Source organism: Agrobacterium leguminum (genome assembly GCF_015704895.1).
GTDB lineage: Bacteria > Pseudomonadota > Alphaproteobacteria > Rhizobiales > Rhizobiaceae > Agrobacterium > Agrobacterium leguminum.
Map to the genome: position 1 here is coordinate 235,245 of NZ_JADQWB010000001.1, position 14,986 is coordinate 250,230.

The window sequence follows — 14,986 nt, forward strand, 5'->3', positions numbered from 1 at the left end:
ATCGCAACGTGCCAACTTTTTCCCCAAGTCTCGAGAAGGCGCTGCACCAGGCACTGACCTTTGCAAATGAGCGTCACCACGAATATGCGACGCTGGAACATCTCCTTCTGGCGCTGATCGACGACGCGGATGCCGCCGCCGTGATGGGCGCCTGCAATGTCGATCTCGATGCGCTTCGCAAGACTGTCAGCGATTACGTCGACAATGAACTGACGAACCTCGTCACGGGTTATGACGAGGATTCCAAACCCACATCCGGCTTCCAGCGGGTCATCCAGCGGGCCGTCATCCATGTTCAATCGTCCGGCCGCGAGGAAGTGACCGGCGCGAACGTGCTTGTGGCCATTTTCGCCGAGCGCGAAAGCCATGCCGCCTATTTCCTGCAGGAACAGGAGATGACCCGTTACGACGCGGTCAACTACATCTCCCACGGTATCGGTAAGCGCCCCGGCACGTCGCAGACGCGCACGCCGCGCGGTGCCGATGAACCGGAAAGCGAAAACAAGGCGAGCCGCAGCAATCCCGAGGAAGACGGATCGTCCGCCAAGAAGCAGCAGGATGCGCTGAAGGCCTATTGCATCAACCTCAATGAAAAGGCGAAAAACGGCAAGATCGATCCGCTGATCGGCCGTCACGACGAGGTCAACCGCACGATCCAGATCCTCTGCCGCCGCTCCAAGAACAACCCGCTTTATGTGGGGGATCCGGGCGTGGGCAAGACGGCGATTGCCGAAGGTCTCGCCAAGCGCATCGTCGAAGGCAAGGTGCCGGAAGCGCTCGCCAATGACACCATCTTTTCGCTCGACATGGGCACGCTGCTGGCCGGGACCCGCTATCGCGGCGATTTCGAAGAGCGGCTGAAGCAGGTCGTCAAGGAGCTTGAGGAATATCCGGGCGCGGTTCTGTTCATCGATGAAATCCATACCGTCATCGGTGCGGGCGCGACCTCCGGTGGCGCGATGGATGCATCGAACCTGCTGAAGCCGGCCCTGTCGTCGGGCGCGATCCGCTGCATCGGTTCCACCACGTACAAGGAATATCGGCAGTTCTTCGAAAAGGACCGTGCACTCGTGCGCCGGTTCCAGAAGATCGACGTCAACGAGCCTTCCATCGATGACGCCATTGCGATCATGAAGGGGCTGAAGCCTTACTTCGAGGATTATCATCACCTCAGATATTCCAACGAGGCGATCAAGGCTGCCGTCGAACTGTCTGCCCGCTACATTTCCGACCGTAAGCTGCCGGACAAGGCGATCGATGTGATCGACGAGACCGGTGCCGCGCAGATGCTGCTGCCGGCCTCCAAGCGCCGCAAGCTGATCACCGAACGGGAAATCGAGGCAACCATCGCGACCATGGCCCGCATTCCCCCGAAGACGGTCTCCAAGGATGACGAGATGGTTCTCGCCAACCTCGAAAAGGAACTGCGCTCGGTCGTTTACGGTCAGGACATCGCCATCGAGGCGCTTGCCACCGCCATCAAGCTGGCCCGCGCCGGCCTGCGCGAACCGAACAAGCCGATCGGCTCCTATGTCTTCTCCGGCCCGACGGGCGTGGGCAAGACGGAAGTGGCCAAGCAGCTTGCCGCCTCGCTCGGCGTCGAGATGCTGCGCTTCGACATGTCGGAATACATGGAACGCCATACCGTGTCGCGTCTGCTCGGCGCACCTCCCGGTTATGTCGGCTTCGATCAGGGCGGTCTGCTGACCGACGGCGTCGACCAGCACCCGCATTCCGTGGTGCTGCTGGACGAAATCGAAAAGGCGCATCCCGACATCTACAACATTCTGTTGCAGGTGATGGACCATGGCTCGCTGACCGACCATAACGGCAAGAAGATCGACTTCCGCAACGTCATCCTCATCATGACGACCAATGCGGGTGCATCCGAAATGGCGAAATCCGCCATCGGTTTTGGTTCTTCGCGGCGCACGGGCGAGGATGAAGAGGCGATCAACCGCCTGTTCACCCCGGAATTCCGCAACCGTCTGGATGCGATCATTCCGTTCTCGCCGCTGCCGACTGCCGTTATCCACAAGGTGGTGCAGAAGTTCGTCATGCAGCTGGAAACCCAGCTGTCTGAGCGCAACGTCACCTTCGATCTGCATGAAGACGCGATTTCCTGGCTGGCGGAAAAGGGTTACGACGAGAAGATGGGCGCCCGCCCGCTGTCGCGCGTGATCCAGGAAAACATCAAGAAGCCGCTCGCCAACGAAATCCTGTTCGGCAAGCTCAAGAAGGGCGGCGTCGTCAGCGTCACCGTCGGCAAGAAGGACGACGGCTCCGAAGGTCTCATACTCGAGGTCCTGCCGGAGACGGCACCCGTGAAGCCACAGCCGGAGGCCGAACTGAAGGCGGCCAAATCGCCCGGCAAGGCAAAGGCCAAGACGAAACCTGCTTCCAAGGCGGCGAAGGCCAATGAAGAGGCGGATGTCCTTGTTGCCGAGGCCGACAAGTCGGATGAGGACAGCAAGCCGCGGCGCAAGACCAATGCGGTGCCGAAAGTGCCGAAGAAGAAATGATCAAGGTCTTCGACCGATAAACCGATGCCGGGCGAAAGCCCGGCATTTTCATGTATGAAGCGCGCCGCGTTTTCCCTGATACCTCCGGCGCGTTTTGTTTTTTGTTTTATGCATGACGTTACCCCGAAGCTGCGGCACATTTCGGGTGACATGCACAAGTGGGTCAGCAATGCAGACTGCCGACAGCGATACCATCCCCCTGAGCGGCTGGTTTTTCCGGGGAATGCGGGGCATATTTTCGCTGCCCTCGCTCATTCTGATGACATCTTTCGTCGGTTTCAGCGCCTTCGCGCTGGAATCGGGCGTCGCGCGCGGTGAAGCCGTGTTCATGACGCTGATGATCTGGGCCCTGCCGGCCAAGATGATCCTGATCGGCTCCATGGTCGGCGGCGCCAATCTTGCCGCCTGCTTTCTGGCGGTGACGCTGTCCTCGGTCCGGATGATGCCGATGGTCGCCTCCATCGTTCCGGAAATGCGCGGCGCGAAGACCCCGACATGGATTTTGCTGTTTCTCTCGCATTTCGTCGCAATCACCGCCTGGGTCTTTGCCACGCAGAATCTTTCCAGGGTACCGCGTGAAGCCCGCGCCGCTTGGTTCGCCGGTTTTGGCATGACGCTCACCGTGGTCAATGCCATCATCGTCGGCCTGTGTTACGGCGTTGTCGCCGCCTTTCCGCCACTCGTCGCCGGCGTGCTGTTTTTTCTCACGCCGGTCTATTTCGTGGCATCGATATGGGCTTCGGCCCGGCATTCCGTCGTCAAGGTCGCCTTCGTCATCGGCGTTATCGCCGGGCCTGCCTTTGCGGTCATCGCACCGGAATTCGATATTCTCTATGCCGGGATCGGCGGGGGCACGGCGGCCTATCTGATCGACCGTCTCGTGTTCCGCCGCCGGATAAAACCCGTCTCACCGGAGAGCGAACCATGATGACCGAACATTGGTGGGCGCCCTATCTCTTCATCGCGATTGCCGGCTGGCTGGCGACCGATCTCTGGCGCTGGCTCGGCGTTCTCGCCGGTAACCGCCTGAAGGAGGATTCCGAAGCGCTGCACTGGGTAAGGGCAGTCGCCACCGCACTCGTCATGGCCGTCACCGCCAAGCTGATCGTCTTTCCAACCGGAACGCTGGAAGCATCCCCCCTGTGGCTGCGCATCGGCGCTGCCGCGCTCGGTTTCATCGCTTTTCTGATGGCAGGCCAGCGCGTCATCGTCGGCGTGGCGGTGCCGATCCTGCTTCTGGCGGGTGGGTTGTTCGCGCTCGGTTTCTGAGACTGGTTTATTCGACCTCAGAGACCGCTCTCTCGGGCTTCCGCAACAAGCCAATCCGCAAGAAGTCGAGCCGGTGCGGTCATCTCGTCTCCTTCCACCAGCCAGTAATATTTCTCCGTATCGGCCGCCCGGTCGAAGAGCACGGTCAGTCGACCTTCGGCGATCTCGTCGTGAAGAAGCGCTGTCGGGCAGAGGCCGATGCCTTGACCGGCTTTGAGAGCGGTCACGAGCAGATTGAAATCCGCAAAAACCGGACCGGCGTTATCGGGCAGGGATATTCCCCCGGCTGCGAACCAGTTCTGCCAAGCCGCCTCGGTGTCGTCATGCAGCAATTCCGCTCGTAACAGGCTGTCAACATTGTCGAAAGGACCGAATTTAGCGACATAGCCCGGCGCGCATGTCGGCCGCGTCTCCGCGCTGAAAAGCGCAACCGCATTTTCCCCGGAGGCGATGCCATGTCCTATGGTGAGATCGGCCGGTATTGCATGATGCGCGCCGGAATAGCTGATGGATACCTGTATATCGGGGTAAAGCGCCCGAAAGCGGGGCAGGCGGGGCGTCAGAAAATGCGCCACGACAGAGGGCAGGCTGGCAAGGCGGACGGTCATGCGGTCATGGCCCTGACGGATCCGGGCGGCGCCTGAGGCAATCTGCCGTAAGGCAGTCGAAACCGTCGTGCCGAATTCCTTTCCGGACGGGGTAAGCCTCACACCCCTTGCATGCCGCTCGAACAGGGCAACGCCAAGCCAGGCCTCCAGATTGCGCACATGCTGGCTGACGGCGGTTGCCGTCATGCCGAGTTCCTGCGCAGCCAGAGAAAAACTCGTTCTTCTGGCTGCGGCTTCGAATGCGCGGAGGGTGGTGAGCGGCGGTAATTTCATGGTGTCTCAAGGGTAAGTAAGACTTGGCCTGAGCGCAAGAAAAACCCGTCTTGTCAGGTGGGCACACATGGCGCAATTTCGCCTCGAGATTTTGATTGCCCGAGGATTTCATGACCCCCATGCCCGCCGCCGAACCCGTCGACGCCGCTGAACGCCGCGCCATCCGTCCTGTTGTCGTTTATCCGAACGGGACGCTTGAAATGCCAGACCTCGCGCGTCTGGAAGAAGCCAAACGAAGCATGGAAAAGATCGATGAGGTCATCGTGCCGCCGCGTGACGGCCGCACCTTTCATGTGCCGAAGGGGCATTTCTTTCGCATCGTAAGCGTTGAAGGTCCGCAGGTCGGAGACCTGAACCTCTGGAACGCCCATGATCTGACCGAGCGGTTTTTCAGCGGCAAGACTCGCGCCCTGCACGCCACCCATGTTTCGGTCGGCAACCGGCTGTGGAGCAACCTGCCGTCCCTGCGGCCGATGGCGACGATCACGCACGACACGCTGTCATGGTATGGCTTCGACGAAGACGGCGGCGGTGTGCATGACGTGATCGGTACACGCTGCGATCCCTACACCAACAAGCTCCTGAGTGGCGGCGACTACCACCATTGCTGCCATTCCAATCTGACCAATGCGCTGGCCTCCGCCAAGAGCCTGTCATTCCGGCAGGCGGAGCCGCATGTGCATGACGTCCTCAACGTCTTCATGTGCACGGGTTTCACCCGCGACACACACCAATATTTCATGAAGGCGAGCCCGGTGCGGCCGGGTGATTATCTGGAGCTTTTTGCCGAGATCGATCTTATCGGCGCGCTTTCCGCCTGCCCGGGCGGTGACTGCAGCGCCACGCATTCGAGCGATACGGCGGCCTGTTATCCGCTGAAGGTGGAAATATTCCGGCCCGATATGGCGGTGCTTGAAAGCTGGCCTTGGCCGGAACGGAATGCGTATCGGCCTGTGGAGTGAAAAAACACCATTTTCGTTATGCCGGACTGGATCCGGCATCCAGCCACGGCCCGTCTGTGCCGTAAGATGACTCTCTCGCGATCAATGACTTGATTGCACTGGACCCCGGACCAAGTCCGGGGTGATTGCGTGGAGATGTGCTACGGCTTTGCAGGATACGCGCCTGCTACGCAACCATCACGAAGCAAGTGCGGCCTTTATCTTCTCCGCATGGGCCTTCAACACCTCGCCATCGGCCATCACGCCGGAATGCGGCTTCAGCGGCTCACCTTCCTTGCGCGGAATGACGTGGAAATGCAGGTGGAAAACGGTCTGGCCAGCCGCCGGCTCGTTGAACTGCGCGATGAAGACGCCATCGGCATCGAAGGCTTCCTTGGCCGCCACGGCGAGTTTCTGCACGACGGGAATGGTCCGCGCCAGCACTTCCGGGTCGGCATCGAGCAGGTTGCGGGAGCCGGTCTTGGGAACCACGAGCAGATGGCCGGGCGCCTGCGGCATCACATCCATGAAAGCAAGCGTATGCTCGTCTTCGTAAAGCTTGTGGCTCGGAATTTCGCCGCGCAGGATTTTTGCGAAGATATTGTTGTCGTCATAGGCGCTGGCCGTCATCGTGATCTCTCCTCATGGCGGACTATACGTCCGGTTCCTGTCTCTCGCCCTTGCGGAAGGGCGTGTGTTCATCAAGATAATCGCCGATATGCTCGACTTCCTCGCGCTCGCGCTGAAGATAATCGGCAATGGCGCGGCGCAGGCCCGAATGGACAATGAAATGCGCCGAATGGGTGGTGACGGGCATGTAACCGCGCGCCAGCTTGTGTTCGCCCTGAGCGCCGGCTTCCACCCGTTTCAGTCCCCTGGAAAGCGCGAAATCGATCGCCTGATGATAGCAGACCTCGAAATGCAGAAAGGGATGATCCTCGATGCAGCCCCAGTGGCGGCCATAAAGCGCATCCGAGCCGATGAAATTGATCGCACCGGCAATATAGCGCCCCTCGCGTTTCGCCATCACTAGCAGCACGTCATCGGCCATGCGCTCGCCGATCAGCGAATAAAATTCCCGCGTCAGATAGGGCCTGCCCCATTTGCGGCCGCCGGTATCCATGTAGAAAACGAAGAACTGGTCCCAGATATCCTCGGTCAGGTCGCTTCCGGTCAGCCAGTCGATCTCGATGCCGTTTTCCAGCGCCGCGCGGCGTTCCTTTTTCAGCCCCTTGCGCTTGCGCGAGGAAAGGGCGTCAAGAAAATCATCGTGGTCACGATAACCGTCATTGATGAAGTGGAACTGCTGGTCGGTCCTGTGCAGGAAATCGCGGGGCAGAAGGGCGGAAAGATCGTTCTCTTCCAGAAATGTGACATGTGCCGAGGAGACGCCGATCTTTTCCGTCACCTGTGCGAGACCGGAGGCCAGTAGCGCCTTGAAACGTGTCTCGTCCTCGTTTTCGCAGACGAGCAACCGTGGTCCGGTTGCCGGCGTGAAAGGGACCGAGCATTGCAGTTTCGGATAATAATGACCACCAGCCCGTTCGAAAGCATCCGCCCAGCCATGGTCGAAAACATATTCGCCCTTGCTGTGGTTCTTCAGATAGGCCGGCACCGCGCCGACGAGAGCGCCGGAGGCATTTTCGAGAAGCAGATGGTGCCCGAGCCAGCCGGTTTTGGCTGTCGCCGACCCCGATTCTTCCATGGATGATAAAAATTCATGGGAAATAAATGGGTTGTATATTTTTCCTGACATATTGCGCGAGGTTCCGGAAAGCCGTTTCCAGCTTTCCGGATCGATATCCCTGAAGGATTGCGCAATGCTGATGGAATAGTCTTCTGTCATGCCGTGGCGGACGGGTTCTCTCTCGGGTCGAAACCTTCGAATGTCATCTGATCCGCATATTTATAGGTAGTCTCGCGCGCATTTTCATCCCTGACCGTCCAGGTAATCACCGGAAGGCCAAGTTTTCTTTGCGCCTCGATGAAGCTGTTGGGCAGATGACCCCAATGATAGGAGATAAAATCGAGACCCATCTGCATCGCTTCGTCATGTTTGAAGAAGTCTTCCGGCTTGTCGCCTTCGGCGGTGAGACCCAGCGGCCACGGCGAGCCGGCCGCCTTCAGATCCTTCAGCAGATGGTGGTCGAAGCTCATCAGCGCCACATGGCCCTTATAGCCTTCGAGGTCTTCCAGCACCGCCTCGGCAAAACCGTCGTCGACGCCTTCACCGGCGCGGCCTTTCAGCTCGATGACCAGCGGCACCTTGCCGGCGCAGAGCGTGAGAAGCTGCTTGAGGGTAGGGACCCGGTCCCCGGTCTGGCCGACGGCAAGAAGCGACAGCTCGGCCGATGTGCGTTCGCGCACATCGCCCTTGATGCCGGTCAGGCGGGCCATGTCGTCGTCGTGAAAAATCACCGGCACACTGTCGGCCGCCAGCTGCACGTCGCATTCGATGGCGAAACCGGCCTCGATGGCGCGGGAAAAGGCGGAAAGCGTGTTTTCCCAGACCGCTTTATTGAGATCGTGATAACCGCGATGGGCGACGGGCTGAGCCGTCAGCCAGGAGAGTTTCAGCGTCATACGTCGATTTCCACGATGGCGTCGATTTCGACGGCGGCATTGAAGGGCAGGCAGGCCATGCCGACGGCGGCGCGGGCATGCTTGCCGGGCTCACCGAGAACATTGGCAATGAGATTGGAAGCACCGTTGATGACGAGGTGCTGTTCCACGAACTCCGGAACCGACGCAACAAAGCCATTCAGCTTGATGACGCGGCGGATTTTCGAGAGATCGCCATTCAAAGCGGCCTTGACCTGTGCGAGAATGTTGACGGCGCAAAGTTCGGCCGCGCGCTGGGCGCCTGGCACGTCGACATCGCGGCCAACGAGGCCCGTCACCGCAATCTTGCCCGATTCCATCGGCAGTTGACCCGATACATAAAGCAGATTGCCGCTGATGGTGAATGGAACGTAGTTTGCGGCTGGTGCTGCGGCTACGGGGAGCGTAAAGCCAAGTTCCTTGAGGCGGCCTTCGATGACGTCCGACATTTTCGTCTCCGGTTTTGTTGTAAATCCTTCAAGAATCCGGCATTCAGAAGATGTTGATCCAAAAGCCGGGCGGTTGCTTGTACAATATGAGCGGCGAGTCCAACAGGAGATATTGCATGTTTGTCAGGACGCTTGGTTTCGCTGCCGCAACAGGGCTTATGACCGGCCTGTCAAACGCTGCCAATGCCTTGCCGGTCACGGTTCCCGATCTCGTCGCCCACCGCGCCGTCTACGATCTCGAACTCAAGGATGCGTCCGATCGATCCGGAATCGAGGGCATGACGGGCCGCATGGTCTATGAGTTCACCGGCTCGGCCTGTCAGGGTTACAAGACGGATTTCCGTTTCGTGACGCAGATCAACACCGGCGATGCCGTGCGCATGACCGACCAGCAGACCACAACCTTCGAGGATCTGACGGCCAAGAAATTCACCTTCGAAACCAAGTCCTACACCGACGACAAGCTGGACAAGGAAGTGCAGGGCGCTGCGACCGACGGCACCGATGGCGTGAAGGTCGATCTGACCCGCCCGGATGCCCGTCAGGTCAGTCTCGTCGCCAGCGAATTCCCGACGCAGCATATGTTTCAGGTCATCGAACATGCGAAACAGGGAAAGCGTATCTTCGAATCCCGCATATTCGACGGTTCGGACGATGGCGATGAAAGTCTGATCACCTCCACCCTTGTCGGCAAGTCGCAGATGCCGAAGGATGGCGATGCCGACGCCGGCAAGGCGGGCGAATTCGCCAAGGCGGCATTCTGGCCGGTAACGATCGCCTATTACAACGACAAGACCGGCACGGACGCTTTGCCGATCTACCGCATGTCGTTCAAGCTTTACGAAAACGGAATCACCCGCGATCTGACGATGGATTACGGCGATTTCGTTCTGACGGGAAAGCTTGCGAAGCTCGATATTCTCAAGCCCGAAACCTGCGAAAACAAGCCTGTCCGCTGAAACGCGGCTGTTTCTGCGGTTTTTTCGCATAAATGCTTGCATTTTCATGCGGGCGACTGTATGCGGCTCACCATTCCACACGCGAAGCTTGGGATGTTCCGGGAGAAATCCGGTCCGTTCCGCCCGGTGGTATCGATGAAAATCGGTGCTGTTCGCTTCGCGGGGGTTAAACCGGAAAAGGAGTAACAAGGCATGGCATTGCCCGATTTTTCTATGCGCCAGCTTCTGGAAGCTGGTGTTCACTTCGGCCACCAGACGCACCGCTGGAACCCGAAGATGAAGCCGTACATCTTCGGCGACCGTAACAACATCCACATCATCGACCTGGCTCAGACCGTTCCGATGCTGTCGCGCGCCCTTCAGGTCGTGTCCGACACCGTCGCTCGCGGCGGCCGCGTTCTGTTCGTCGGCACCAAGCGCCAGGCGTCGGAAATCATCGCCGACAGCGCAAAGCGTTCGGCCCAGTATTACGTCAACTCCCGCTGGCTCGGCGGCATGATGACCAACTGGAAGACCATCTCCAACTCGATCCAGCGCCTGCGCAAGGTCGACGAGATCCTGAACTCGGAAGCGTCCGGCTACTCCAAGAAGGAACGCCTGAACCTCGAGCGCGAACGCGAAAAGCTTGAAAAGGCTCTCGGCGGTATCCGCGATATGGGCGGCGTTCCGGACCTGATGTTCATCATCGACACCAACAAGGAAAAGATCGCGATCGAAGAAGCCAAGCGTCTTGGCATTCCGGTCGTTGCGATCATCGACAGCAACTGCGATCCGGACCACATCGACTTCCCGATCCCGGGTAACGACGATGCTTCGCGCGCCATCTCGCTTTACTGCGACCTGATCGCCCGCGCTGCCATCGACGGTATCGCCCGTCAGCAGGGCGCTTCCGGCCGCGACATCGGCGCTTCGGAAGAAGCTCCGATCGAGCCCGCTCTCGAAGACGAGGCTGGCGCCTGATATAGGCCCTGTCTGGCGGCGATCTCGGTCGCCGTCTCCTCGACCAGGATATGACAAGGCCGTCAAAGACCTTCAATGGGTTGACGGCCTTGTTCGTTTCAAGCGCTCCGCCACGTTTTTATGAAATCGCTGGCGTCCGATGCGGTTGAAACGGAAGGCAGTCTTCATAACGCTGTCATACTTCAGCGGCACCCATCATCTCGATGCATGGAGACGCCGCAGCACTTGGGAATGCGCATGCCCCTTTCCTGAAATCCTCTCCGGTTTCAAAGGGTGTGCGGCCGGGTACAGTCATCACCCAGAACTTCGGCACGGCAAATTCCGCCGGCTGACCGATCGAACCGATAAGAGGCAAACAATGACCGAAATCACAGCCGCAATGGTGAAGGAACTGCGCGAAAAGTCTGGCGCAGGCATGATGGACTGCAAGAAGGCTCTTGCTGAGACCAATGGCGACATGGAAGCGGCGATCGACTGGCTGCGCGCCAAGGGCATCGCAAAGGCCGACAAGAAGTCCGGCCGTACTGCTGCCGAAGGTCTGGTCGGCGTTGCCACCATGGGTCACAAGGCTGTCGTCGTTGAGCTGAACTCCGAAACCGACTTCGTTGCCCGTAACGATGCGTTCCAGGACCTCATCCGCGGTATCGCCCAGGTTGCCCTCACCACCAACGGCACCGTTGACGCTGTTTCCGCTGCCACCTATCCGGCAACCGGCAAGTCCGTTGCCGACAGCATCAAGGACGCGATTGCCACCATCGGTGAGAACATGACGCTCCGCCGCTCGGCAGCGCTCGAAGTTCCGCACGGCGTTGTTGCGACCTACATCCACAACGCTGCCGGCGACGGCATCGGCAAGCTCGGCGTTCTCGTTGCCCTGAAGTCGGAAGGCGACAAGGCTGTCCTGAACTCCATCGGCCGTCAGGTTGCCATGCACATCGCTGCGACCAACCCGCTCGCCATCCGCGCTGAAGAAGTCGACGCCGCCGTTGCCGAGCGCGAGCGCAACGTCTTCATCGAACAGGCCCGCGAATCCGGCAAGCCGGAAGCCATCATCGAAAAGATGGTCGATGGCCGTATGCGCAAGTTCTTCGAAGAAGTCGCCCTTCTGTCGCAGGCTTTCGTCATCAACCCGGACCTGACCGTCGGCGCTGCCGTCAAGGAAGCCGAAAAGGAAGCCGGCGCTTCCATCGAAGTGACGGGCATGGTTCGCCTGCTGCTCGGCGATGGCGTCGAGAAGGAAGAAAGCGATTTCGCAGCCGAAGTCGCAGCCGTCGCCAAGGGCTGATTATATTTACCCAATCTTGGGAAAACGGGAGGGCATCGCGTGACAACGCGGTGCCCTTCGTGTATCCGCGTTTCGGTTACATTTCCGAGGAGTCATGATGTCTTCCAAGCCGATCTACAAACGCGTTCTTCTCAAGGCTTCCGGCGAAGCCCTCATGGGCGATCAGGGTTTCGGTATCGATGTGGCGGTGGCTGACCGCATCGCTTCCGATATCGCCGAGGCGAGGGCGATGGGCGTCGAAGTCGGCGTTGTCGTCGGCGGCGGCAATATTTTCCGCGGCGTTGCCGTGGCCTCCAAAGGCGGCGACCGCGTTACCGGCGACCATATGGGCATGCTGGCGACCGTCATCAACGCGCTGGCGCTCGCAACCTCGCTGCGCAAGCTCAGCATCGACACCGTCGTTCTGTCCGCAATCGCCATGCCTGAAATCTGTGAGAGCTTCTCGCAGCGTGCGGCGCTCCATCATCTCGCGCAGGGGCGTGTGGTGATTTTCGCTGGCGGTACGGGCAACCCCTTCTTCACCACTGATTCTGCCGCGGCCTTGCGCGCTGCGGAAATGGGCGCCGAAGCCATCTTCAAGGGCACCCAGGTGGACGGTATCTATTCCGCCGACCCGAAGAAGGACCCGACGGCGACCCGTTTCGACGAGCTGACCCATAGCGAGGTGCTCGGCAAGGGCCTTGCGGTCATGGATATCGCAGCTGTCGCACTTGCCCGCGAAAACCACATCCCGATCATTGTTTTCTCGATCCACGAGAAGGGCGGTTTTGCGCAGATATTGACCGGCGGCGGCCGCAAGACCATCGTGCACGACAAATAATCAAAACGATGCCGCCTCAAGGGGCGATTACGGCCGACTTGGCCGACAAGATGGAGTATCAAGATGAGTGGTGTTGACCTCAACGATATCAAGCGCCGTATGGACGGCGCCATCAATGCATTCAAGAGCGATATCGCATCGCTTCGCACCGGCCGCGCTTCGGCCAATATTCTCGATCCGGTCACCATCGAGGCTTATGGCTCGCGCGTACCGCTGAACCAGGTTGCGAATATCACGGTTCCGGAGCCGCGCATGCTCGGCGTCAACATCTGGGACAAGTCGATGGTCAACGCCGTCGACCGTGCGATCCGCGAATCCAATCTCGGCCTCAACCCCATCGTCGACGGCCAGAACCTGCGTATCCCGCTGCCTGAACTGAACGAAGAGCGCCGCAAATCGCTCGTCAAGGTCGCCCATGATTACGCCGAAAAGTCCAAGGTGGCGATTCGCCATGTGCGCCGCGATGGCATGGATGGTCTGAAAAAAGCCGAAAAGGACGGTGACATCGGTCAGGACGAAAGCCGTGGACAGTCGGAAAAGGTTCAGAAAATGACCGATGACACGATTTCGGAAATTGACCGCTTGCTTGCCGAGAAGGAAAAGGAAATCATGCAGGTCTGATATCGTTCGCGATAGACCTGTATTTTATTCGTTTTAATTCCGCGCTGCCCTGTTACTGGATCGATATGCCGACGACGACACGTTCCTCCATACCCGAGCACGTCGCCATCATCATGGATGGCAATGGACGCTGGGCAAAGCAGCGCGGTCTTCCGCGCGTGATGGGGCATCGCCGCGGTGTGGAGGCCGTGCGCGAGACCGTGCGCGCGGCCGGCGATTGCGGAATACGCTATCTCACGCTCTTTGCCTTCTCGTCGGAAAACTGGCGCAGACCCGAATCCGAGGTGAGCGATCTGATGGGGCTTTTGAAGGCCTTCATCCGGCGTGACCTTGCGGAACTGCACCGCGAAAATGTTCGCGTGCGGATCATCGGCGACCGGCAGGGGCTGAAGCACGACATACGTTCTCTCCTCGAAGAGGCGGAGCAGATGACGGCGGACAATACCAAGCTGACGCTGGTGATCGCCTTCAACTACGGAAGCCGCGACGAGATTGCGCGTGCGACAGCGGCGATTGCGCGCGATGTCGCCGAAGGCAGGATTAATGCCGAATCCATTACGCCGGAGATGATTTCGGCCAGACTCGACACGTCGGGGATGCCCGATCCGGATCTCATCATCCGCACCAGCGGCGAAGAGCGCCTGTCGAACTTCCTGCTCTGGCAGGCCGCTTATTCCGAGTTCCTGTTCGTTCCCGAATATTGGCCGGATTTCGACCGCCAGCGATTCTTCTCCGCAATCGAGCAATATGCAACGCGTGACCGCCGCTTCGGTGCACTCACCGAGCAGGTTGCCGTGGCAGGCGCCTGATGAGCCGTGAACTCAGACTGCGGATCGTGTCCGCAATCGTCATGGCGGCGGTCATTCTGGCCGCGACCTGGTATGGCGGCATTCTGTTCCGCATCGTCGCGGGCCTTCTGGCGATCCTCATCTATTATGAATGGTCGACGATTACCCGGCTGTCGGAGACCAATTCGACGGGCAATGCCTGGGGCTGGTTCGCGGTCGCCGTCATCGCCGGCAATACGATATTCGGAGAATCCTCGCTCGATCTGCCGCTCTTATCCGGTTTCACGCTGACGGCGGCGCTGTTTCCAATTTTGCGCGGCAGGAACTGGTGGCTGGTGGGCGGCATTTTTTATGCGGGCCTGAGCGGCATATCGCTGGCAGCCATTCGTGGTGACGAGCTGACGGGCTTCGTGTCCATCCTGTTTATCTTCGCCGTCGTCTGGTCGACGGATATTCTCGCCTATTTCGTCGGACGCGCCATTGGCGGGCCGAAGCTTGCGCCTTCGATCTCGCCCGGCAAGACTTGGTCCGGCGCCATCGGCGGGGCGGTGGCGGCCGTGATCGGCGGCGGCGCGGTGTCCATGGCCTATCACGGCAGGATCAGCGTGCTGGTGCTGGGGCTCGCCCTTATCCTCTCGGTGTTCAGCCAGATCGGCGATCTCTTCGAATCCTTCGTGAAACGGCGTTTCCAGGTCAAGGATTCCAGTCATCTCATTCCGGGCCATGGTGGCTTCATGGACCGTGTCGACGGTCTTGTTTTCGCCTGCTTTACGGTATTCCTCATTGCTTTCGTGCATGCGGCGGCAACCGGCGACGTGCCCGGATCGGGCGGCGGTCTGTTGCCGGGTTTCTGAGCGGCGCGAAAGGTCACGACACAAAGGGCAGATTGT

The 14,986-nt window shown here is 59.5% G+C and carries 16 protein-coding genes; 11 read left to right on the plus strand and 5 right to left on the minus strand.

Annotated elements, in window-relative coordinates; all coding sequences use genetic code 11:
* Positions 1-8: 8 nt before the first annotated feature.
* From clpA to I3J13_RS01190, 3 genes are all read left to right on the plus strand, one after another.
* On the plus strand, positions 9-2,522 hold the full coding sequence (gene clpA / locus I3J13_RS01180; protein ID WP_003521419.1) for an ATP-dependent Clp protease ATP-binding subunit ClpA: 2,514 nt from the start codon (positions 9-11) through the stop codon (positions 2,520-2,522).
* A 169-nt stretch (positions 2,523-2,691) separates the two neighbouring features.
* The gene (locus tag I3J13_RS01185) at positions 2,692-3,450 is read left to right on the plus strand and encodes an AzlC family ABC transporter permease (RefSeq protein WP_020810567.1); all 759 of its coding nucleotides are present in this window, start codon (positions 2,692-2,694) and stop codon (positions 3,448-3,450) included.
* Positions 3,447-3,791 carry an AzlD domain-containing protein gene (locus tag I3J13_RS01190; protein WP_020810566.1) on the plus strand — a complete coding sequence of 115 codons (345 nt, stop codon included), beginning with the start codon at positions 3,447-3,449 and terminating at the stop codon, positions 3,789-3,791. Before I3J13_RS01185 ends, I3J13_RS01190 begins: the two co-directional genes overlap by 4 nt.
* 17 nt (positions 3,792-3,808) lie before the next feature.
* Here I3J13_RS01190 and I3J13_RS01195 read toward each other — a convergent pair whose 3' ends face one another.
* A complete protein-coding gene (locus tag I3J13_RS01195) occupies positions 3,809-4,672 on the minus strand; it encodes a LysR substrate-binding domain-containing protein (protein WP_196377758.1) in 864 nt (287 codons plus the stop codon).
* Positions 4,673-4,782: 110 nt separating this feature from the next.
* Between I3J13_RS01195 and I3J13_RS01200 the strand changes: the two genes are divergently transcribed.
* Positions 4,783-5,634 carry an urea carboxylase-associated family protein gene (locus I3J13_RS01200; RefSeq protein WP_196377759.1) on the plus strand — a complete coding sequence of 284 codons (852 nt, stop codon included), beginning with the start codon at positions 4,783-4,785 and terminating at the stop codon, positions 5,632-5,634.
* 177 nt (positions 5,635-5,811) lie between these two features.
* Here I3J13_RS01200 and I3J13_RS01205 read toward each other — a convergent pair whose 3' ends face one another.
* The 4 genes from I3J13_RS01205 to I3J13_RS01220 are packed head-to-tail and all read right to left on the minus strand — an operon-like array spanning position 5,812 to position 8,663.
* On the minus strand, positions 5,812-6,243 hold the full coding sequence (locus I3J13_RS01205; protein WP_003496252.1) for an HIT family protein: 432 nt from the start codon (positions 6,241-6,243) through the stop codon (positions 5,812-5,814).
* A gap of 22 nt (positions 6,244-6,265) precedes the next feature.
* Entirely contained in the window at positions 6,266-7,459 is a 1,194-nt protein-coding gene (locus tag I3J13_RS01210) for a GNAT family N-acetyltransferase (RefSeq protein ID WP_196377760.1), read from the minus strand.
* The gene (locus I3J13_RS01215) at positions 7,456-8,196 is read right to left on the minus strand and encodes a glycerophosphodiester phosphodiesterase (RefSeq protein ID WP_162935879.1); all 741 of its coding nucleotides are present in this window, start codon (positions 8,194-8,196) and stop codon (positions 7,456-7,458) included. Before I3J13_RS01215 ends, I3J13_RS01210 begins: the two co-directional genes overlap by 4 nt.
* Positions 8,193-8,663, minus strand: coding sequence for a RidA family protein (locus tag I3J13_RS01220; RefSeq protein ID WP_003521410.1), 471 nt, complete (start codon positions 8,661-8,663; stop codon positions 8,193-8,195). The genes I3J13_RS01215 and I3J13_RS01220 overlap by 4 nt, the downstream gene beginning before the upstream one ends.
* A 116-nt stretch (positions 8,664-8,779) precedes the next feature.
* Here I3J13_RS01220 and I3J13_RS01225 point away from each other — a divergent pair, with 116 nt between their 5' ends.
* The 7 genes from I3J13_RS01225 (at position 8,780) to I3J13_RS01255 (ending at position 14,950) form a co-directional block, all read left to right on the plus strand.
* On the plus strand, positions 8,780-9,622 hold the full coding sequence (locus I3J13_RS01225; RefSeq protein WP_125146970.1) for a cell envelope integrity EipB family protein: 843 nt from the start codon (positions 8,780-8,782) through the stop codon (positions 9,620-9,622).
* Between the two features lie 192 nt (positions 9,623-9,814).
* Positions 9,815-10,582 carry a 30S ribosomal protein S2 gene (gene rpsB, locus I3J13_RS01230; RefSeq protein ID WP_035262376.1) on the plus strand — a complete coding sequence of 256 codons (768 nt, stop codon included), beginning with the start codon at positions 9,815-9,817 and terminating at the stop codon, positions 10,580-10,582.
* A gap of 358 nt (positions 10,583-10,940) precedes the next feature.
* Positions 10,941-11,867, plus strand: a complete 927-nt coding sequence (gene tsf, locus I3J13_RS01235; protein ID WP_003521408.1) for a translation elongation factor Ts — start codon at positions 10,941-10,943, stop codon at positions 11,865-11,867.
* A 97-nt stretch (positions 11,868-11,964) separates the two neighbouring features.
* Complete coding sequence (pyrH, locus tag I3J13_RS01240) at positions 11,965-12,687, plus strand: UMP kinase (protein WP_003502561.1); 723 nt, start codon at positions 11,965-11,967, stop codon at positions 12,685-12,687.
* 63 nt (positions 12,688-12,750) lie between these two features.
* Entirely contained in the window at positions 12,751-13,308 is a 558-nt protein-coding gene (gene frr, locus I3J13_RS01245; RefSeq protein WP_003521407.1) for a ribosome recycling factor, read from the plus strand.
* Positions 13,309-13,373: 65 nt separating this feature from the next.
* The gene (locus I3J13_RS01250; RefSeq protein ID WP_059752791.1) at positions 13,374-14,117 is read left to right on the plus strand and encodes an isoprenyl transferase; all 744 of its coding nucleotides are present in this window, start codon (positions 13,374-13,376) and stop codon (positions 14,115-14,117) included.
* Entirely contained in the window at positions 14,117-14,950 is an 834-nt protein-coding gene (locus I3J13_RS01255; protein ID WP_003521405.1) for a phosphatidate cytidylyltransferase, read from the plus strand. Before I3J13_RS01250 ends, I3J13_RS01255 begins: the two co-directional genes overlap by 1 nt.
* Positions 14,951-14,986 lie beyond the last annotated feature (36 nt).